Genomic DNA, 19,231 nt, shown 5'->3' with positions numbered 1-19,231 from the left:
ATATGCATAGATGACAAGCTAATCAAATATTCAATTACCAAGCGGTGTTTAGCCCGTTTGGTTAACATAAAAATAAAATCATCAATACATCAACACCATTTTTAGGTGAAGGAGACAAAGTATGATATATCAAGGCAAAAGCCTTTCAGCTCAACTACTTGAAGACGGAATTATCGAATTAAAATTTGATGCTCAAGGATCTGTTAATAAATTTGATCAAGCAACGTTTGAAGAATATAAAGCAGTTGTTGCAGCAATCAATAGTTGTTCTGAAGCTAAGGGTGTAATAGTTACTTCTGGGAAATCAACTTATATTGTTGGCGCTGATATCACAGAGTTTTTAGGTGCATTCGCACAACCTGAAGAAGCATTAGTCACATGGGCAAAAAGTGCCTCAGATGTGTTTGACTCTTTTGAAGATATAGAATTACCAACCATTGCCGCTATTAACGGTATTGCTTTAGGCGGTGGTTGTGAAATGACATTAGTTTGTGATTACCGTGTTGCAGACTCTAATGCCAGTATTGGCTTACCTGAAGTTAAGCTCGGCCTAATGCCAGGTTTCGGTGGTACAGTGCGCTTGCCTCGTATAATCGGATTTGATAATGCTGCTACTTGGATGTCTACAGGTAAAACATTTAAGCCAGAAGCAGCCCTTGCACAAGGGTTACTTGATGCCGTTGTAGAGCCTGAAAATTTACGTTCAGCCGCGATAAGCATGTTAAAGCTGGCGATTGAGGGCAAATTAGATTGGCGAGCTAAGCGTCAAGCTAAGCTAGAGCCACTAAAGCTTTCAGCTACTGAATTGCTTATGTCTTCAACGACTTGTAAAGGGATGATCGCTGCTAAAGCAGGTAAACATTATCCAGCGCCTATGGTGATGATTAATACCCTGATAGCGGCTGCAGGTTTAGAGCGAGCAGGTGCCATGGCAGCTGAAAATGCTGGTTTTGCAAAATTAGCTAAAACCGATGCAGCAACAGCACAAATTGGCTTGTTTATGGCAGATCAAGTGATCAAAGGTAAAGCGAAGAAAGCCAGTAAACTTGCCAGTAAACAAGTTGAAAAAGCGGCGGTGTTAGGAGCAGGTATTATGGGAGGCGGTATTGCTTACCAGTCAGCTTATAAAGGCACACCAATCATTATGAAAGATATTAATGATCAAGCGCTAGAACTAGGTTTAAGCACTGCTGCAGGCATATTATCTAAACAAGTTGAACGCGGTCGTATGAACACCAAAAAAATGGCCGGTGTGTTAAACAATATTACCCCAAGCTTAAGCTATGATAGCGTTAAAGGTGTTGATATTGTTGTAGAAGCCGTGGTTGAAAACCCTAACATTAAAGGCAGTGTTTTAGCCGAAGTGGAAAATGTGATCAATGAAGATGCTATTTTAACGTCTAATACATCCACTATCTCAATTGATTTACTTGCCGAAAGTGTCAAACGCCCGGAAAATTTCTGTGGTATGCACTTTTTTAATCCTGTAAATAAAATGCCATTAGTAGAAGTTATCCGCGGTAAAGCTACTTCAGATGAAACAATTGCTTCTGTCGTTGCTTATGCCGCTAAAATGGGGAAATCACCAATAGTCGTTAACGATTGTCCAGGTTTTTATGTTAACCGTGTTTTATTTCCATACTTTGCAGGTTTTAGCCAGTTAGTAATAGAAGGTGCTGACTTTACTGATATTGATAAAGTGATGGAAAAAGAGTTTGGTTGGCCAATGGGCCCTGCCTATTTACTTGATGTGGTTGGTGTCGATACGGCGGATCACTGTACAGGTGTTATGTCAGCTGGCTTCCCAACCCGAATGAAAAAAATTGCTAATGATCCAGTAAGCACCTTATACGCTAATGAGCGCTTTGGACAAAAAAATGGCAAAGGCTTTTATGATCATATAAAAGATAAGCGTGGTCGCCCAACAAAAGTCCCTGCATCAAAAGCTTATGAATTATTTAGTCAGAACTGCGCTGACAAAAAAGCATTTACTAGCGAAGAAATTATTGCGCGAATGATGATCCCTATGGTGAATGAAGTCATTCGTTGTCTAGAAGAAGGTGTGGTCGATACTGCTGCAGAAGCAGATATGGGCTTAATTTACGGTATAGGTTTCCCTCCATTTAGAGGTGGTGCAATTCGTTACTTAGAAACGCTGGGTTTAGATAACTTTATCGAGATGGCAGATAAATACGCTGAATTAGGCGAAATTTATCAAGTGACTGATGGCCTCAGAGAAATGGCTAAGTCAGGTAAGTCATATTTCACTACTGATGTTAAATCAGCTTAAGCCAAGGAGAATAAAATGAACGAAGTTGTTATTGTAGATTGCATAAGAACTCCAATGGGTCGCTCTAAGGCCGGTGTTTTTCGCAATGTCCGAGCTGAAACATTATCAGCACATTTAATGAAAAAAATTTTAGAACGTAACCCTGCGTTGAATCCAGAAGATATTGAAGATGTAATTTGGGGCTGTGTAAAGCAAACAAAAGAACAAGGTTTTAATATTGCCCGTAATGCATCATTGTTGGCAGGTTTACCAAAATCTATCGGTGGTGTTACGGTGAACCGTTTATGCGGCTCTTCAATGGAAGCGCTACATCAAGCGAGTACAAGTATAATGTCAGGCCAAGGAGATGTATTTCTGATCGGTGGTGTTGAGCATATGGGACATGTACCCATGATGTACGATGTAGACTTTGATCCTGCACTAAATAAACATATTGCATTAGCTTCAGGTAATATGGGCTTAACCGCTGAGCTACTTGGTAAACAACATGGTATAACACGGGAAATGCAAGATGCTTTTGGAGCTCGCTCTCATCAAAAAGCCCATGAAGCAACAGTAGCAGGGCGCTGGAGCAATGAAATTGTGCCAACACAAGGTCATGATGCAACAGGTGCATTAACATTGGTTGAGCATGATGAAGTGATCAGGCCTGAAACGACAGCAGAAAGTTTATCAGCTCTACGGCCTGTATTTGATCCAGCAAACGGAACAGTGACAGCAGGTACTTCTTCTGCGCTCTCTGATGGTGCTTCAGCAATGCTCGTGATGTCAGCAGAGAAAGCAAAGGCATTAGGCTTAACAGCACGAGTGAAAGTACGTGGTATGGGAGTTGCAGGCTGCGATCCATCAACCATGGGTTATGGGCCCGTACCAGCAACGAAAAAAGCGTTAAAACGCGCAGGTTTATCCATTGAAGATATTGAGCTATTTGAGTTTAATGAAGCGTTTGCTGCTCAAGCACTTTCTTGTGTGCGAGCACTGAAAGTGGAAGATCAATTAGACGATAAAATTAATTTAAATGGTGGTGCAATTGCATTAGGCCATCCACTAGGTTGCTCAGGATCGCGTATTTCAGGTACCTTGATTAATTTAATGGAAGGGCAGGATGTTAACCTTGGTCTAGCTACTATGTGTATTGGACTCGGACAGGGTATCGCAACCGTATTCGAGAGAGCCTAATTCTCTTTGCTAATATAACCATTAAACAGCGTTGAAAGTACTCATTTGCACTTGCAAACTCCGTGCTTTCGCCTTGTTTAAAGGCTAATTAGCTTCGAGAATGTGAGTTAACTAATGCTAATGAAGCATTTAAACAGCGTTGAAAGTACTCATTTGCACTTGCAAACTCCGTGCTTTCGCCTTGTCTAAAGGCTAATTAGCTTCGAGAATACGAGTTAACTAATGCTAATGAAGCATTTAAACAGCGTTGAAAGTACTCATTGACTAGCGTCAACTCCGTGCTTTCGCCTTGTTTAAAGGCTAATTAGCTTCGAGAATGTGAGTTAACTAATACTAATGAAGCATTTAAACAGCGTTGAAACTAGCGTCAACTCCGTGCTTTCGCCTAGCTACTAAAGTTTTCATCTTCAATATTAGAACTCTTTACTTAGTTTTGTAACATAAGATTAATTTTTACAGTATTTCAGGCAATAAAAAACCAGCAATTGCTGGTTTTTTTATTTCAAGATTCTATGCTTTGAATTAAGCTAAGCTTTCTTGTAATGGTGGTACAACTTGCTTTTTACGGCTTAAGACACCATCAAGCCATACTTTGCCATCGGTAGTAGCTTTTCCGTAAGCTGCTTGTGTTAAATCATCTTTATCACTGACAACTAATAGTTCTGAGCCTTCTTTCATAATGTCAGTTAATAGTAATATAACGCTATGACGGTTTCCTTCAGCTTTAAGCTTGGCAATATCTGCCTCAAGCTCTGCTTTCATATCGTCGAAAATAGCTAAGTCAATTACTTCTAGCTGACCTATACCCACAAGATTGCCGTTCATGTCGAAATCTTTAAAATCACGTAAAACGAGATCGCGAACGGGTGTACCTTCAACCGCAGACTTCACTTTAAACATTTCCATGCCGACTTCAGTTGGGTTTTCAATACCAGCTATTTCAGCTAATGCTTCAACACATTTAATATCTGCAGTGGTACACGTTGGTGATTTAAATACCACAGTGTCACTTAAAATTGCGCACATCATTGCACCAGCAATGTTCTTTGGAATTTCAACATTATGGAAGTCGTACATCATTTTAATAATGGTGTTAGTACAGCCGACAGGACGAACCCAAATTTCAAGCGGAGTAGAGGTAGTAATATCGCCTAATTTGTGATGGTCAATAATGCCTAAAATTGTTGCGTCATCGATATCGTCAGGACCTTGGGTTCGTTCAGAATGATCAACAATATACAGGTTTTCACCGGCATAGCTTGTTTTTAGCTCTGGTTGTTCAAAGCCAAACTTATCTAAAATAAATAGTGTTTCAGGGCTAAGTTCACCTAAACGAGCAGGTACTGTTTCTTCACCTAAAGTAGTTTTTAAGTAAGATAACGCGATAGCGGAGCAGATTGAGTCGGAATCTGGAATTTTATGACCCACAACATAATTTGGCATAGAAAAATACTCTCTTAAAATTTGGCGATATTCTAACAAACTCTTTGTTACATGTGTATATAGCAAAAAGTTAGTTAATAAAACTTTCTGCATTTTTGATGGTATTTTTATTTTGAAAATTGATGTATCTCAAAAGCTGTTTATTAAAAGGCTTGTTTTCAATCGGTTTTTAAAGTCTTTCAGCTATACTTAAAGGTGTATTCTAATAAAAGCAATTTAGTGCTGATGAATTCAATTGATCAGTTAGAGGAGTATTGTGTGTATTCGTATATAGCAAGACAACCTATATTAAATATTGAGCAAGAAACCGTGGCGTTTGAACTATTGTTTCGTGATGGCGAAAATAATAGTTTTCCCGGAATTTGCCCTGATAAAGCTACCTCTAAAATAATTGTTGATAACCAGCTGACACTGGGAATGGAAGAAGTTACGGGTAATTTACCTGCCTATATAAATTTTCATGCTGATGCCCTCATTTATCATTTTCCATTTTTTTTAGATCCGAAAAAAATAGTAATAGAAATATTAGAAGATGTACCTATCAGTGATGAGTTATTAAATGCCTGTAAATTACTAAAAGAGAAAGGTTATACCTTGGCTTTAGATGATCATAACTTTGATGTAAAATGGGATGTTTTTTTACCTTTTATCGATATTATCAAAGTCGATGTGCTTGATGTCAGCTTATTGGATATTAGTCGATATATATCGCGGTTAGCAAAATATAACATCACATTTCTCGCTGAAAAGGTTGAAACTCATAAAGACTTTGAGCGCTTGAAATTACTCGGCTTTACACTTTTTCAAGGTTACTTTTTTGCTAAGCCAGAAATGATGAAGAAAAAGAGTATATTGGCATCGAAACAGAACATCATAGATCTTATGGCGCATGCCAGCAGTTCAACCTTTGATTTTGAAGCAATCAGTGAAATATTTAGCAGAGATTTAGGACTTACTTATAAATTGCTGCGCTTTATTAATAGCCCTGGTTACGGACCCTCTAAAGAAATCAGTTCTTTAAAACATGCGTTAATTTATATTGGCGATCTTGAATTGAAAAAATTTATCGCATTATTAGTATTAGCCGACTTAAATGAAAATAAGCCGAATGAAATTATGAGAGCCTCTTTAGTCAGAGCTAAGTTTTGTGAACAAATTTCTGCGCTTAAAAAAGATAGTGAAAATCCGCCAAAAGCTTTTTTAACGGGGATGTTGTCACATATTGATGGCGTATTAGATCAAGGTATAAATGAGGTGATGAACATTTTACCTGTGCATAGTGAAATTAAAAAAGCATTAGTAAAAAGAGATAATTATTTAGCCAAGTATATTGAGTTATCTTTTGCTTTAGAGAAGGGGAATTGGTTGTTAACTAAGGTGATTAGTGACTCAATAGCGGTTAAAGAAAGTAACTGTATGGATGCGTACCATGATGCAATTTGTTGGACAGATTGCATGCTTTCTTGCCAGTAATGGTTAAAACCCCGTAAACGAAAATACGGGGTTTTCATTATAAACTTAGACGTTTATTTATAATAATTTAAACAAGCATCTACTTCATTTTTAGAGCCCATAATAACTTCTACGCGCTGATGTATACTTGATGGCGCTATTTCCATAATTCGACCTTGGCTGGTTACCGCACTGCCACCAGCTTGCTCTATTAAGAATGCCATAGGATTCGCTTCATACATTAAACGTAATTTGTTAGGCTGATCTGGGTTTTTACTATCTGTAGGGTAAGTGAAAAGACCACCACGACATAATACTCGATGAATATCGCCAACCATGGCAGCAATCCAACGCATATTAAAGTTCTTTCCACGTGGACCCGTATCACCCTTAAGTAAATCAGCAATGTAGTTTTGCATCGGCGCTTGCCAAAAACGTTGGTTTGACATATTAATAGCAAACTCTTGAGTATCGGCAGGAACTTGTACATTGCGCTTAACTAAAAGGTAACCACCATGTGTTCTATCAAGAACATAGAAGTGTGTCCCACTTCCTGTTGTCATCACCAACATTGTTGATGGTCCGTATAAAACATAACCTGCACAAACTTGTCTATCTCCTGATTGTTTAAACATATCAGGGTTGCTCGCTTCCATATGCTCAGGCGCTTCATGAATTGAGAAAATAGTACCTATAAGGGAGTTAATATCTATATTTGAGCTACCATCGAGTGGATCAAATGACACTATGTATCTACCCGTTTGCTCTCCAGCTACAGAGCTATCTTCCTCTTCTGAGGATATGGCTTTAACAAAGCCTGATTCTAATAAAATATCTTTAAATAACTCGTTGGCAACTACATCTAACTTTTTCTGTACTTCCCCTTGAATATTTTCATCTAAGGTTGAACCCATTAAGCCACTTAAGTGAGCTTGGCTTACACGAAATGAAATCTCTTTTGTAGCAGCTAATATTGTTTTAATTAGTGCGATGAGATCTAAAGGAACATTGTCTTGACGAAGAGCCGGTGAGAGTCGTTGCATTGGGGGTACCTAATAATGTTAAAGTTGTATACTTTATAATATAAGTTAATAATGGCTATTTAGTGAGAGTGCATTTAATAAATATCCATACGTTTTGAAAGCATTCAAGTATTTATTTGATATTTTTTATGGCTTTCACCTTGATTATAACAAGTTTATATTTGCTTTCTAAAGTTTTTACTCAACTTTATTGAGTGTTTATTAATTAGTCATATACATTTACCTGTAATCCATAAGGAAAAATGATGAATTTTATTATTCGTTTGTTTATAGCTCTGTTTTTTTTGAGTTCAACAACGGTTTTTGCTGCCAAAGCGTCCACAAGTTTTAACGACTTTATTAAAGATAAAACCTTCAATAAGGGATATTTTTCGTTTTATCATGATAAAAGCCAAGGCAAAGTTTATTTACAAATAGATAAATTTGAACAAGCGTTTTTATTTCAATCAAGCTTACCATATGGTATTGGCTCCAATGATATTGGCTTAGATCGTGGACAGTTGGGCGATACGCGTATAGTGCAGTTTGAGCGTGTTGGCAATAAAGTTTTTCTTAAGCAACTTAATACTTATTACCGTGCTGATTCAAACAATCCATTAGAGCAGCAAGCGATCAATGAAGCTTTTGCCAGTTCTGTTATTTGGGGCTTTACTGTTGTGAATGAAAGTAAAAGCAATCAAGTACTGATTGATTACACGCCATTTCTTCTCTCTGATATTCATAATATTAGTGAAAAATTAAAGTCGAAAAAACAAGGCAGTTATAAAATTGATCAGAGTCGAAGTGCATTATTTGCTAAACGAACTAAGGCTTTTCCTGACAACACAGAATTAGAAGCCATGGTTACTTTTAAAGGCAATGGAGCGGGTAATTATTTAAAATCAGTAACGCCTGAGTCGAGTGCAGTGACGGTTCACTTGCATCATTCATTAATTAAATTGCCTGATGATAATTATCAAACACGCGCTTTTCATCCCTTTAGTGGCTTTTGGTCAATAGCTTATGCGGACTATGCTAGTGAGATTGAAGAGCCGCTGATAAAACGCATGATCCCTCGTCATCGCTTAGCAAAACAAAATCCTAACCAAGCGTTGAGTAAAGCGGTTGAGCCCATTATATATTACCTTGATGCTGGTGTGCCTGAGCCAATTCGCACTGCGCTCATCGATGGTGCAATGTGGTGGCAACAAGCCTTTAAAGCGATAGGTTATGAAGATGCTTTTCAAATTAAAATGCTACCAGCAGACGCAGATCCGATGGATGTTCGTTATAATGTCATTCAGTGGGTACATCGAGCTACTCGCGGTTGGTCGTATGGTTATTCCGTGATAGATCCTCGTACCGGCGAAATATTGAAAGGTCATGTCACTTTAGGCTCGTTACGTGTTCGTCAAGATTATTTAATTGCTTTAGGGTTAACGTCACCGTTTAATCAAGACGCTTCTGAAACAACTGCAGGAGAAAAAGCACAAGCTGATACCAGTGCTATGAAAGCGATGGCATTAGCACGTATTCGCCAATTATCAGCCCATGAAGTAGGTCATACGTTAGGTATTGCACATAATTTTGCTGCCAGTGTAAATGATCGTGCTTCGGTGATGGATTATCCGCACCCTTATATTACCTTAGATGAAAATGGTGAAATCGATTTATCTAATGCTTATAAGGAAAACATTGGTTTGTGGGATAAGTATGTCATTGCCTATGGTTATGGTGATTATGATGTTGATAAAGAGCAAGAACAGTTAGCTCAATTAGTGGCAAGCACTCAAGCACAAGGTTTGCAATTTGCATCAGATCCCGATGCACGTGCCGCATCAAGTGCACATCATACTGGGCATTTGTGGGATAATGGCAGTAATGCAGCATCAGAACTTACTCGTGTAATGCAGGTGCGCGCAAAAGCGTTATCGGATTTTGGTCTTAACTCTATTGCAGCAGGTACGCCACTATCAGAATTAGAGATATCCCTAGTCCCTATTTATAACTTTCATCGTTATCAAGTTGAAGCTGCGGTGAAATTAATTGCTGGCGTAAATTATACTTATGAAGTGAAAAGCGCTAATACCTCGTCTATGGAACAACAAGGTGTACAAGCCGTTTCAGGCGCTATGCAACAACAAGCATTAACGGCCTTATTGGCAACTCTCAATACTGATTTTTTAACCTTATCAGAAGACATCATTAATCTAATTCCGCCAAAAGCATACGGTTACTACCGCACAAGAGAAAGCTTTAGTTCTCAAACAGGCCTTACTTTTGATCCTGTATCGGCAGCACAAGCTAGTGCTAAACATACTATATCGTTATTGCTAAATGCTGAACGTTTAGCTCGATTACAACAACAGGCTATGCGCTATCAAATAGCTGGGAAAAAAGGTGTGATGAAAAACACCATCATGTCAGTGGAGCAATTAATGACGCAGCTGATTAACAAAACTATTAAGCAGCGCCCTCAAGAAGGTTTAGCGCTATTAATACAACAACGTGTGAATCAACTCGTTATTGAGCATTTATTAGCTTTATTTCATTCAAAAACAGTGGTTACAGAAGTGCGTAGTGACGTATTTGCTCAATTATCTATGCTAGAAGAGTGGCTTGATGACAATAATGATAACCGTCGTTATAAGCAATTATCGACACATTTCACTTTGTTAAAAGAACAAATTGAATTTAGTTTGGAGCAAGGAAAACAAAGTATCTTGCCTAAGAAAATTACCATGCCGCCAGGATCTCCTATTGGCAGTTAGTGGGTATGGCTGATCTTTAAAGCTTTCAAAGCGACATAACAGAACAACACTGTTATGTCGCTTTATATATGAAACTTAATGCTACCTCATAAAGACTAGACTTTTTTTGGGTGCGATGTTTCAACTTGTAGTTTGGGCTTTAGCAGCTGTTTGAGCGTTTTAGGTTTGCTCAGTACAACTAAATTACCCAGTAACACTAAACCTAGCCCTACAATGGTGAAGCCACTCCACACAAACCCTTCAACTAGGGTTGATATTAGCACCGCAATCGCGGGAAAAATGATATTAGCGTATGAGGTTTTATGCGCACCAATACGCGTCATTAAACTTAAATAGCAACCAAATGCGATGACTGATCCGAATACAGATAAATAAATCAGTGACACGAGATAAGCGGGTTCAAATGAAAAATTAAATTGTTTACCTTGAACTATCACCGCGAGGGCTGTAAACATAGCGCCGTAGAGCATGCCCCATGCATTTGCTTGAACGATAGGGATATTGTTTTGCTGATTTTTTATCGACAACATATTACCCATAGACGCAGAGAAAGTACCAAGCAAGCAAAGCCCTAGGCCTAGTATCGTGACAGTACCTAGTTCAACATCAGTTAATTGTGGCCAAAAAAGGGTGACTATTCCTAATAAGCCAAAAGCAGCACCAAAATATACCTGTCTGGTGATAGGCGTTTTGTAAAACACCTTGGCATTGACAATATTCATCAACATTAACGTTGAAAAGGCAATACAGGTTAGTGCTGAATTGATGTGTTGTTGCGCGGTATAAAGCAATAAATAATTCATGCCAAATAAGCAAATACCAAAAGCCGCAAACAAGCCATGTTGCTTTAATGAAAACGATAAAGGTAATTGTTTAATTTTCGCAAAAAGAAATAAGCAAAAAGCCGCGAGCGCAAATCGGTATGATACAGAAGCTTCAAGTGCAACATCGCCTAACTGATAATTAATAGCGATCCAAGTAGAGCCCCAGATAACGACAGTAACCAGATATAAAAAACTATTGCTCATTGGCTAACTCCTTTTTGTATGCTTATTTACTATTGCTCAAAGTAGATAGTGACAGTGTAGAGTTAATTTGATTTAATAACATATACAAAATAATGAAAATGAAACCTATACAGTTAAACGCAAGATCAAATATAAAACTGTACTAAGGTGAATAAAAGCAAACTCAAAACTTCTTCAATTATAGACTACTGATATGCGTTTACTTGATAAAAATTCCCCCGCCTTTTTGTACCAACAGGTTATTGATTTTGTTGAGCATCAACAAAAAATCGGTGCGTTATTGCCTGGAGATAAATTACCTAGTTTACGTAAGTTAAGTCGGCAATTTGAAATCAGTGTTCCCACGGTAAAGCAAGCCTATATTGAGTTAGAGCGCCAAGGACGGGTGTGCGCAAGGCCACAATCTGGCTATTATATTACCGCATTGCAAGCGCGTACGCTAAAGCCTCGGCCTGCAAAGTGGGCGCATTGTGCGCCAACGACAGTGCAATGTCGGAGTTTAATCGAACGAGTGCATGAAGCGGTTCATTTTCCTGATACTGTCGCCTTGGGTATTTCTAACCCTATTCAAGCAAATCCACCTGATAAAGCCTTAGCAAGATTAATGCGTTCTGTGATTTCAAAAGTGGCTGAAAAAGCGGTAAGTTATGGGCCGCCAACAGGAGATCCTAAGTTAAGAATGCAGTTGGCATTTCGTTATCAAGAGCAGGGAGTAGCCATCAACCCGGATGACATTTTAATTACCAATGGTGCGCAAGAAGCTTTATCCATTGCGCTGCAATGTGTGGCTAAACCTGGAGATATAATCGCTATAGAGTCTCCGTGTTTTTTTGGCATGATTGAATTGATTGAAACCTTAGGCATGAAAGCTTTGGAAGTCTATACCTGTACAGAAGATGGAGTAGATTTAGGTGAGCTAAGTAAAGCTATTGAACAACATAATGTAGCAGCTTGTTTGTTTGCCACGGCAATTAATAATCCATTGGGCTCAATGAAAACGAATGAGCAACGCCAAGCTATGGTTAGTTTATTAGAGCAACATGAAATTCCACTCATTGAAGATGAGGTATATAGCGAACTCTATTTTAGTGAGCAAAAACCTAAGCCGGCGCAGTTATATTCTGAAAAAGGCTTGGTTATGACTTGCTCTTCATTTTCAAAAACAGCGGCGCCGGGTTATCGAACGGGCTGGTTGTTACCCGGAAAATTTGAAGAACAAGCAAAACGTATTAAACGTGCTCAGTCATGTTCAACACCCATGTTACAGCAGTGGACATTAAACGAGTATATTCAAAGTGGTGATTACGACCGCCATTTAACTGTGTTACGTAAAAAGTTAATTTTTAATTGTGAACGTATGCGGGCACTGATTGCTGAATGTTTTCCACCAGAAGTTTGTATTTCTAAACCACAAGGGGGTAGTGTCCTTTGGGTTAGGTGTCAGTCTCATGTTAATACCAGTGAGTTTTTTCAAACCGCTCTTGAGCAAGGGGTTAGTTTTGCACCAGGTGCGGTTTTTTCACCTTCAGGAAAGTATCAAAATTACATGCGTATTAGTTATGGCGTTAAGTGGAATGAGCAGGTAGAAAATGCCATCAAAGTGTTAGGAAAATTAGTGTTTGAATATACCCAGAAACAAAAGTACATGATGCAACAGGGTAATGGATAATGATGCATACTAAAAATGCTTCCCCTGTGTCAGTTAAATTATTATTACCATTATTGGCGTCAGTTATGGCGTTATCGCCGTTAGCTATTGATATGTATTTACCGGCGATGCCAGTATTAGCTGAACACTTAGCCACTAATATGCCTATGGTGCAAAATAGCCTGAGTGTTTATTTATTTGGCTATGCTTTAGGGTTAATTTTATTTGGCCCTATGGCGGATAAATATTCTCGCCGTAAAATGGTGGTATTTGGTCTAAGTGGTTTTTTATTGGCGAGTATTTTGTTGCCTTTTGTCAGCAGCATTGAGCAATTTCTCTCTTTACGCTTTATCCAAGCATTTGTCAGTAGTGCCGCCACAGTGGTGATACCTGGTACTATTCGAGAGTATTATCAAAAAGATACCGCCAAGGGCTTGTCGTATGTTTCTATGATCATGATGTTTGCGCCAATGATCGCTCCAAGTATTGGCAGTATTTTATTAATCGCACATAGCTGGCAGCTGATATTTTATGTGTTGGCTATTTACAGTGTTGTTGTTTTGATGCTGGTGATTAAGTTCTTACCGGAAGTGGTAAGAGCGCCATTGCAGCAAAGTGAACAAGTAAGCTTTATTCAGCGCTATAAAATAGTGTTTTCAAATAGTGCCGCGCGTTTAGATATCATCAGCTCCATGATGATATCGCTAGCTTTTTTTGCCTATATTACCGCCATTCCTTTTGTTTATTTATCGGTATTTAAGGTCTCAGAATTTAACTTTAGTTTGTTGTTTGCAATTACTGTTTTGGCCCTAATGACAGCGCACTTTACTAATACACGTTTAGTGTCTCGTAAAGGCTCTAGACAAATGTTGTGGTACGGACTTACATTGGCTGTTCTATCTTCTAGTACTTTGTTTATCGTTAACTTATTTTCATTACCACTTATTTTTACGGTATTAGCTATTTTACCGTTAATGGGTAGTATTTCTATGGTGGCGGTAAATGCAGATGCGCTAGTGTTAACTAAATTTCCTGAGCAATCAGGTACAGCAACAGCCGTTATCGGTACGTTGCGGTTTGGTGTTGGCGCGTTAGCTGGGCCTATACTCGCGTATTTTTATGATGCTAGCGCATTACCTTTTGCTGGGTTAATGTTCTCATCTGTGCTGATAGTGCTAGTATGTCAAATAATTATTTATTTGCTCGATAAAAAGACCTAAATAGGAAGGAGTTATCATGAAAAAAGTAGCGGTAATTTTAAGTGGTTGTGGTGTTTACGACGGCAGCGAGATTCATGAAGCAGTGTTAACGTTATTAGCCATTGAGCAAAACGGCGCAACTTATCGCTGTTTCGCGCCAAATATTTCGCAGCACCATGTGATTAATCACTTAACAGGCGAAGTCAGTGAAACAGAAACTCGTAATGTACTCGTTGAAGCTGCCAGAATTGCTCGCGGTGATTGTGAAGATATCAGCGAATTGAGAGAGCAGGATTTTGATGCCTTAATTGTGCCTGGTGGTTTTGGTGCGGCAAAAAACTTATGTAATTTTGCTCTTGATGGTGAGAACTATACGATCAATGAACAAGTATTAGCTGCATGCCAAGCTTTTGCAAACGCCGACAAACCAGCAGGCTACATGTGTATAGCGCCTGCGATGTTGCCATTAATTTATCCTGAGGGTATACAAGGCACAATAGGCACTGATACCGGCACGGCATCATTAATTAGCGCGAAAGGATTAGTGCATAATGACTGTAATGTGGAAGACGTGATTATCGATCCTGCACAAAAAGTTGTATCAACTCCTGCCTATATGTTAGCAACGACTGTGACAGAAGCTGCAGAAGGCATTAATAAACTGGTTAAAAGCGTATTATTAATGGCGTAGTTTGCATAAAATAAACACATCAAAAAAAGCCCAATAACATGGTTATTGGGCTTTTTTTGATTAATGCTTCGGGAAATTTAGTAAAAAGTATCTTCTCTATTGTGTGCTTGAGGATCTTCGATCAGCTCTTCAAATTCTACTTCAAAATTATTGTTATTGCAGGTGTCTGCCATATAAATTCTACGTGTTGAACCATCAATCCAAGTAACAGTACCACTGCCTTTTTTACTGCCACATTTCATACCAATATGTACGTCATTAAATTCCATAGCCCCTCCTAATTGTTAATTATAAAGACGCAAATACTTAGATGGACTAATCAAAAAAAAGTTCATTTTACTTGTTTTTTGAACCGCTGAAGCACTGATGTTTTGTGTGAAAATCCATCCGTATTTGTCGATTTTTTATGCTTCGAATAATTCATTATAGAAGTAAAAAAGAACTTTTCTAGTATGTTTATGGAATAAAAGCGACCCCGAGGGTACAATTTTTGCTAGCCCCTGTGACAGCTGACATGCTGCTTAATAACTTTTTGTCATAAGCATAAGCAAACCAAGCAAAAGCAATAGCTTCTAATTGGTCCCCATCTATACCTTTATGATTAGTAAGGAGAATATTGTAATCGATTGAATTTTCTGCAAGTTGTTGAGTAAGCTGATTTTTTAATTCTTCATTATGAGCACCGCCACCACAAAGGTATATTTTGGCACAAGTTGGCTTTTCGCTACTGTGCTGTTTAATTGCGTCGGCTATCGTTTGTGCGGTGAAAGCGGTTAGGGTAGCTTGCACATCTTGTGCAGACACTGAAGCAACGTTTGTCAGCTGAGTTTTTAGCCAAGCGAGATTAAAATACTCTCGTCCGGTACTTTTAGGCGGAGTAAGGGCAAAATAATCGTCACTGAGTAGTTGATTTAGTAATGCAGTATTGATGTTACCTTGAGCAGCCCAATGACCACTTGCATCATAATTATGTTGGCTTTTAGGGTTATGTAATTGAAACCATTCATCCATCAGCGCATTGCCTGTACCAGTATCGTAGCCAATAACGTTTTTACTTTTGTCTGCTGGCAGATAAGTGATGTTGGCAATACCACCGATATTCACAACAAATACATCAATGTTATTGTTTTCTTCGCTGAAAACCTTTCCATGGAAAGCAGGAACTAAAGGCGCACCTTGACCACCTAAGGCCATATCTTTACGCCTAAACTGTCCTATTACGCGAATATTCGTTAACGTGGCGAGTGTTTGGCAACAGCCTAATTGTAAGGTGAAAGGGTATTGTTGTTGGGGGCGGTGGCGAATGGTTTGCCCATGGTTGCCAATAGCAATAATATCTTTTGCGGTTAAATCAGCTTGTTGTAATAATGTCGTGACTGCTTGCGCAAACAACTTCGCCAATGCAATATCTAAGCTAAATGCGCGATCTATTTCATTATCACTAGGGTTATATAATGCGGTAATTTGCTCTACAAGCGCTTTGTTGTAAGCTTGATAATAACTGGCATGTAATTTAGGTTGCTGATTTTTATCAAACGTGACTAACGCTAAGTCAATCCCATCAGCACTGGTGCCTGACATCAGGCCAATGTAATAGGATTTATTCTCAACTGATGTTGCCTTAGTCATCACTATATTGTTCGTTTATTTCTGAGGTTGTCATACCTACCACAGCATTTTTTGAACCATCAAGTGCTTGTAATCGCTTTTGGGCGAGTGTGGTAAACTCATTTTTATACTTTTTCGCAATGGGCTTTGCATCAGGCAATTTCACCGTTCTTGGGTTGCGATGAACGCCGTTAAGTAAAAATTCATAGTGCAGATGAGGACCAGCTGCTAGGCCAGTTGCTCCCACTTTACCAATAAGCTGACCTTGTTTAACACGTTGACCCTTTTTGACTGCCCGTTTAGAAAAGTGTAAATACTTAGTTACTATGCCATTTCCATGCTGAATAAACACATAATTTCCATTGTATTTATTGTAGGTTGAATGGGTTACTTTACCGTCACCAGCTGCTACCACGGGGGTACCAGTTTTAGCCGCATAATCTACGCCTCGATGTGCTTTCCAGCGCTTTTGCACTGGGTGAAAACGCTTGGGTTTAAAGCTAGAGCTAATGTATTTAAAGTTTACAGGCGCACGTAAAAAAGCTTTTCGCATACTTTTGCCGTCCGGTGTGTAATATTCATCATCGGTAAAGCGAACTGCTTGAAAAGGCTCATCTTGGTTAATGAATTCTGCTACCAGAATATTTCCTGTGCCTATGTATTCACCTTCGACATATTTTTTCTCATAAATCATATGAAAGCTGTCACCCTTACGAAGGTCTAAGGCAAAATCGATGTCCCAACCAAAGATGTTGGCAAAATTAATTATCTGGGCATCGGTTAATCCAGCTTCCGTACCCGCATTCCAGAAACTTGAGCTGATAATACCATGAGCAAAGGCTTCTCTAATTTCAACAGGTTTACTTTCTTTGTGTGCTTGGTAGTGGTCGCCAACAAGATTAATATACAGGGTGTCCGTTTTAGATAAAGGGTATTCAAGCGCGGTGACTTTATGCTCATCATTACTGGCAATACGTAGTATATCGCCAACATTTATTTTACGTAGTAATTTGCTCTCTTCACCTTTTGCTGTACTGACTGCATAAGTCTCTTGAGCGCTAAAACCTAGGCGTTTGAAAATTCTAGCTAAAGAATCACCACTACGTACCTTTGCCGTTTGCCAAGAAATATTCTCTTGTTGCTCAGAATTGACTGTACTTATACTAGTGTCAACTTGAGGTGGCTTTTCTGGGTTAATTGAAGGCAGTACAGCCGGCTTAAGTTTTGCTGATTTATTGTCATTATTTTGTTGTGGCAGGGCTACCTGGTAACGCTTACCAACTTCTAAACTTTGGCTTGGAATATTTTGAGTAAGCAAGTCATTTTCGTTGCTAGATTTTTCATCGGCACTTGGTAATAAAATCACTAACAGTATTAACGCGAATATCGACGTGATAATAACGCGATGCTGCTTTGGTAATTGTTGGAAAACTTCTCGCAGGCGAAGAAAAATAGCATGCAGCGTTTTTAACTTTCGTTGAATTATTTGTTGTTTATTCACAGGGGCTTTATAACTAAAATACGGTGTTTTCGGATAACTGGATCATCACTATAACAAAACTTTCGCAAAAAATACTGTCACATTGGCTTTTATACTTTTATGTGGAAGATAAAGTGAGTAGAATTCGGGTATTGTAGTATTTTTATTAACCTCGGAGTCAAGTAATGACCGATGTCAGCCAAGCGTTTGCCGAACTTAAACGCGGTGCGGAAGAAATTTTAGTAGAAGATGAACTTTTAGAAAAATTAAAAACCGGAAAACCTCTTAAAATTAAAGCCGGATTTGATCCAACGGCTCCTGATCTTCACTTAGGTCATACAGTACTTATCAATAAGCTACGTCAGTTCCAATTACAAGGTCATGAAGTTATCTTCTTAATCGGTGACTTTACTGGCATGATTGGTGATCCCACGGGCAAAAACGTCACTCGTAAACCCTTGAGCAAAGAAGATGTTTTAGCCAATGCTGAAACGTATAAAGAACAAGTGTTTAAAATTTTAGATCCGGCTAAAACTACTGTTGCTTTTAACTCTACTTGGATGGAAAAAGTCGGTGCTGCGGGTATGTTAAAATTGGCTTCTCGCCAAACGGTTGCTCGGATGATGGAACGCGACGACTTTAAAAAGCGCTATGCAAACGGTCAGGCTATTGCTATTCATGAATTTATGTATCCCTTAGTGCAAGGTTGGGATTCTGTTGCTTTAGAGTCAGACGTTGAATTAGGTGGTACAGATCAAAAATTCAATCTATTAATGGGTCGTGAATTACAAAAGAGTGAAGGGCAACGTCCACAAACTGTTTTGATGATGCCATTGCTTGAAGGTTTAGATGGCGTGCAAAAAATGTCTAAATCGTTGGGTAATTATATTGGTATTACTGATAGCCCTTCAGAGATGTTTGGTAAAATCATGTCAATTTCTGATGTGTTAATGTGGCGCTATTATGAATTATTAAGCTTTAAACCCATTGATGAAATCGAAGGTTATAAAGCGGCGATTGAACAAGGTAAAAACCCTCGTGATGTAAAAATAGACTTAGCGAAAGAGTTGATTGCCCGTTTTCATGATGAAGCTGCGGCAGAAGCCGCTCACCAAGAGTTTATTAATCGTTTCCAAAAAGGTGCGATGCCAGATGAAATGCCTGAAATTGAAATCACACCTGAAGGGGGTGAAATTGCCATTGCTAACTTATTAAAAGAAGCTGGATTAGTGGCAAGTACTTCTGATGCATACCGCATGATCAAACAAGGTGCAGCTAAAATTGAAGGTGAAAAAATTACCGATAGAAACTTAACCATTGCAAGCGGTAGTGCAGCAGTGTATCAGGTTGGTAAGCGTAAGTTTGCACGTGTTAGCGTAAAGTGACGCACTATGATTAATGCTCGACTAAGTAAAAATTA

General features: G+C 38.7%; 14 protein-coding genes. 8 read left to right on the top strand and 6 right to left on the bottom strand.

The features are described 5' to 3' along the window. The first annotated feature begins 121 nt into the window (after positions 1 to 121). Together fadB and fadA are read left to right on the top strand one after the other, a co-directional pair. Positions 122 to 2,290 carry a fatty acid oxidation complex subunit alpha FadB gene (gene fadB, locus AC27GZ_RS02410; protein WP_487093282.1) on the top strand — a complete coding sequence of 723 codons (2,169 nt, stop codon included), beginning with the start codon at positions 122 to 124 and terminating at the stop codon, positions 2,288 to 2,290. 15 nt (positions 2,291 to 2,305) lie between these two features. After that, positions 2,306 to 3,469 carry an acetyl-CoA C-acyltransferase FadA gene (fadA, locus tag AC27GZ_RS02405; RefSeq protein ID WP_487093281.1) on the top strand — a complete coding sequence of 388 codons (1,164 nt, stop codon included), beginning with the start codon at positions 2,306 to 2,308 and terminating at the stop codon, positions 3,467 to 3,469. A 522-nt stretch (positions 3,470 to 3,991) separates the two neighbouring features. On the opposite strand, the gene AC27GZ_RS02400 is transcribed toward fadA, so the two are convergent. Further along, entirely contained in the window at positions 3,992 to 4,912 is a 921-nt protein-coding gene (locus tag AC27GZ_RS02400) for a manganese-dependent inorganic pyrophosphatase (RefSeq protein ID WP_487093280.1), read from the bottom strand. Positions 4,913 to 5,170: 258 nt separating this feature from the next. On the opposite strand from AC27GZ_RS02400, the gene AC27GZ_RS02395 reads away from it, so the two are divergent. Then, positions 5,171 to 6,385 carry an EAL and HDOD domain-containing protein gene (locus AC27GZ_RS02395; RefSeq protein ID WP_487093279.1) on the top strand — a complete coding sequence of 405 codons (1,215 nt, stop codon included), beginning with the start codon at positions 5,171 to 5,173 and terminating at the stop codon, positions 6,383 to 6,385. Positions 6,386 to 6,438: 53 nt separating this feature from the next. On the opposite strand, the gene AC27GZ_RS02390 is transcribed toward AC27GZ_RS02395, so the two are convergent. Continuing rightward, a complete protein-coding gene (locus AC27GZ_RS02390; protein WP_487093278.1) occupies positions 6,439 to 7,407 on the bottom strand; it encodes a class 1 fructose-bisphosphatase in 969 nt (322 codons plus the stop codon). A gap of 245 nt (positions 7,408 to 7,652) precedes the next feature. On the opposite strand from AC27GZ_RS02390, the gene AC27GZ_RS02385 reads away from it, so the two are divergent. Continuing rightward, positions 7,653 to 10,157 (top strand): zinc-dependent metalloprotease, encoded by a 2,505-nt coding sequence (locus AC27GZ_RS02385; protein ID WP_487093277.1) that lies wholly within the window; start codon positions 7,653 to 7,655, stop codon positions 10,155 to 10,157. Positions 10,158 to 10,252: 95 nt separating this feature from the next. Here AC27GZ_RS02385 and AC27GZ_RS02380 read toward each other — a convergent pair whose 3' ends face one another. Continuing rightward, on the bottom strand, positions 10,253 to 11,185 hold the full coding sequence (locus AC27GZ_RS02380) for a DMT family transporter (RefSeq protein WP_487093276.1): 933 nt from the start codon (positions 11,183 to 11,185) through the stop codon (positions 10,253 to 10,255). 193 nt (positions 11,186 to 11,378) lie between these two features. On the opposite strand from AC27GZ_RS02380, the gene AC27GZ_RS02375 reads away from it, so the two are divergent. The 3 genes from AC27GZ_RS02375 to elbB are packed head-to-tail and all read left to right on the top strand — an operon-like array spanning position 11,379 to position 14,723. Continuing rightward, the gene (locus AC27GZ_RS02375) at positions 11,379 to 12,854 is read left to right on the top strand and encodes an aminotransferase-like domain-containing protein (protein WP_487093275.1); all 1,476 of its coding nucleotides are present in this window, start codon (positions 11,379 to 11,381) and stop codon (positions 12,852 to 12,854) included. After that, positions 12,854 to 14,053: a multidrug effflux MFS transporter gene (locus AC27GZ_RS02370; protein ID WP_487093274.1), complete on the top strand. Its 1,200-nt coding sequence runs from the start codon at positions 12,854 to 12,856 to the stop codon at positions 14,051 to 14,053. Before AC27GZ_RS02375 ends, AC27GZ_RS02370 begins: the two co-directional genes overlap by 1 nt. 16 nt (positions 14,054 to 14,069) lie before the next feature. Beyond that, positions 14,070 to 14,723, top strand: coding sequence for an isoprenoid biosynthesis glyoxalase ElbB (elbB, locus tag AC27GZ_RS02365; protein ID WP_487093273.1), 654 nt, complete (start codon positions 14,070 to 14,072; stop codon positions 14,721 to 14,723). Between the two features lie 77 nt (positions 14,724 to 14,800). Here elbB and AC27GZ_RS02360 read toward each other — a convergent pair whose 3' ends face one another. The 3 genes from AC27GZ_RS02360 to AC27GZ_RS02350 form a co-directional block, all read right to left on the bottom strand. Then, positions 14,801 to 14,992 carry a hypothetical protein gene (locus AC27GZ_RS02360; RefSeq protein ID WP_487093272.1) on the bottom strand — a complete coding sequence of 64 codons (192 nt, stop codon included), beginning with the start codon at positions 14,990 to 14,992 and terminating at the stop codon, positions 14,801 to 14,803. A gap of 187 nt (positions 14,993 to 15,179) precedes the next feature. After that, entirely contained in the window at positions 15,180 to 16,352 is a 1,173-nt protein-coding gene (locus AC27GZ_RS02355) for an anhydro-N-acetylmuramic acid kinase (RefSeq protein ID WP_487093822.1), read from the bottom strand. Then, the gene (locus AC27GZ_RS02350; RefSeq protein ID WP_487093271.1) at positions 16,345 to 17,832 is read right to left on the bottom strand and encodes an OapA family protein; all 1,488 of its coding nucleotides are present in this window, start codon (positions 17,830 to 17,832) and stop codon (positions 16,345 to 16,347) included. The genes AC27GZ_RS02355 and AC27GZ_RS02350 overlap by 8 nt, the downstream gene beginning before the upstream one ends. Before the next feature lie 164 nt (positions 17,833 to 17,996). On the opposite strand from AC27GZ_RS02350, the gene tyrS reads away from it, so the two are divergent. Continuing rightward, the gene (gene tyrS / locus AC27GZ_RS02345; protein ID WP_487093270.1) at positions 17,997 to 19,196 is read left to right on the top strand and encodes a tyrosine--tRNA ligase; all 1,200 of its coding nucleotides are present in this window, start codon (positions 17,997 to 17,999) and stop codon (positions 19,194 to 19,196) included. Positions 19,197 to 19,231: the final 35 nt, after the last annotated feature.

The sequence above is a fragment of the Colwellia sp. SU-HH00943 genome, from assembly GCF_057546125.1.
The sequence above is the reverse complement of the archived record's forward strand: the minus strand, read 5'-3'. Positions and strand labels throughout refer to the sequence as shown.

Coding starts and splice junctions, on each gene's coding strand:
- AC27GZ_RS02390 (WP_487093278.1), bottom strand. CDS start 7,407: ATGCAACGACTCTCACCGGCTCTTCGTCAAGACAATGTTCCTTTAGAT.
- tyrS (WP_487093270.1), top strand. CDS start 17,997: ATGACCGATGTCAGCCAAGCGTTTGCCGAACTTAAACGCGGTGCGGAA.
- AC27GZ_RS02375 (WP_487093275.1), top strand. CDS start 11,379: ATGCGTTTACTTGATAAAAATTCCCCCGCCTTTTTGTACCAACAGGTT.
- AC27GZ_RS02380 (WP_487093276.1), bottom strand. CDS start 11,185: ATGAGCAATAGTTTTTTATATCTGGTTACTGTCGTTATCTGGGGCTCT.
- AC27GZ_RS02360 (WP_487093272.1), bottom strand. CDS start 14,992: ATGGAATTTAATGACGTACATATTGGTATGAAATGTGGCAGTAAAAAA.
- AC27GZ_RS02370 (WP_487093274.1), top strand. CDS start 12,854: ATGATGCATACTAAAAATGCTTCCCCTGTGTCAGTTAAATTATTATTA.
- AC27GZ_RS02400 (WP_487093280.1), bottom strand. CDS start 4,912: ATGCCAAATTATGTTGTGGGTCATAAAATTCCAGATTCCGACTCAATC.
- AC27GZ_RS02385 (WP_487093277.1), top strand. CDS start 7,653: ATGAATTTTATTATTCGTTTGTTTATAGCTCTGTTTTTTTTGAGTTCA.
- elbB (WP_487093273.1), top strand. CDS start 14,070: ATGAAAAAAGTAGCGGTAATTTTAAGTGGTTGTGGTGTTTACGACGGC.
- fadA (WP_487093281.1), top strand. CDS start 2,306: ATGAACGAAGTTGTTATTGTAGATTGCATAAGAACTCCAATGGGTCGC.
- AC27GZ_RS02355 (WP_487093822.1), bottom strand. CDS start 16,352: ATGACTAAGGCAACATCAGTTGAGAATAAATCCTATTACATTGGCCTG.
- fadB (WP_487093282.1), top strand. CDS start 122: ATGATATATCAAGGCAAAAGCCTTTCAGCTCAACTACTTGAAGACGGA.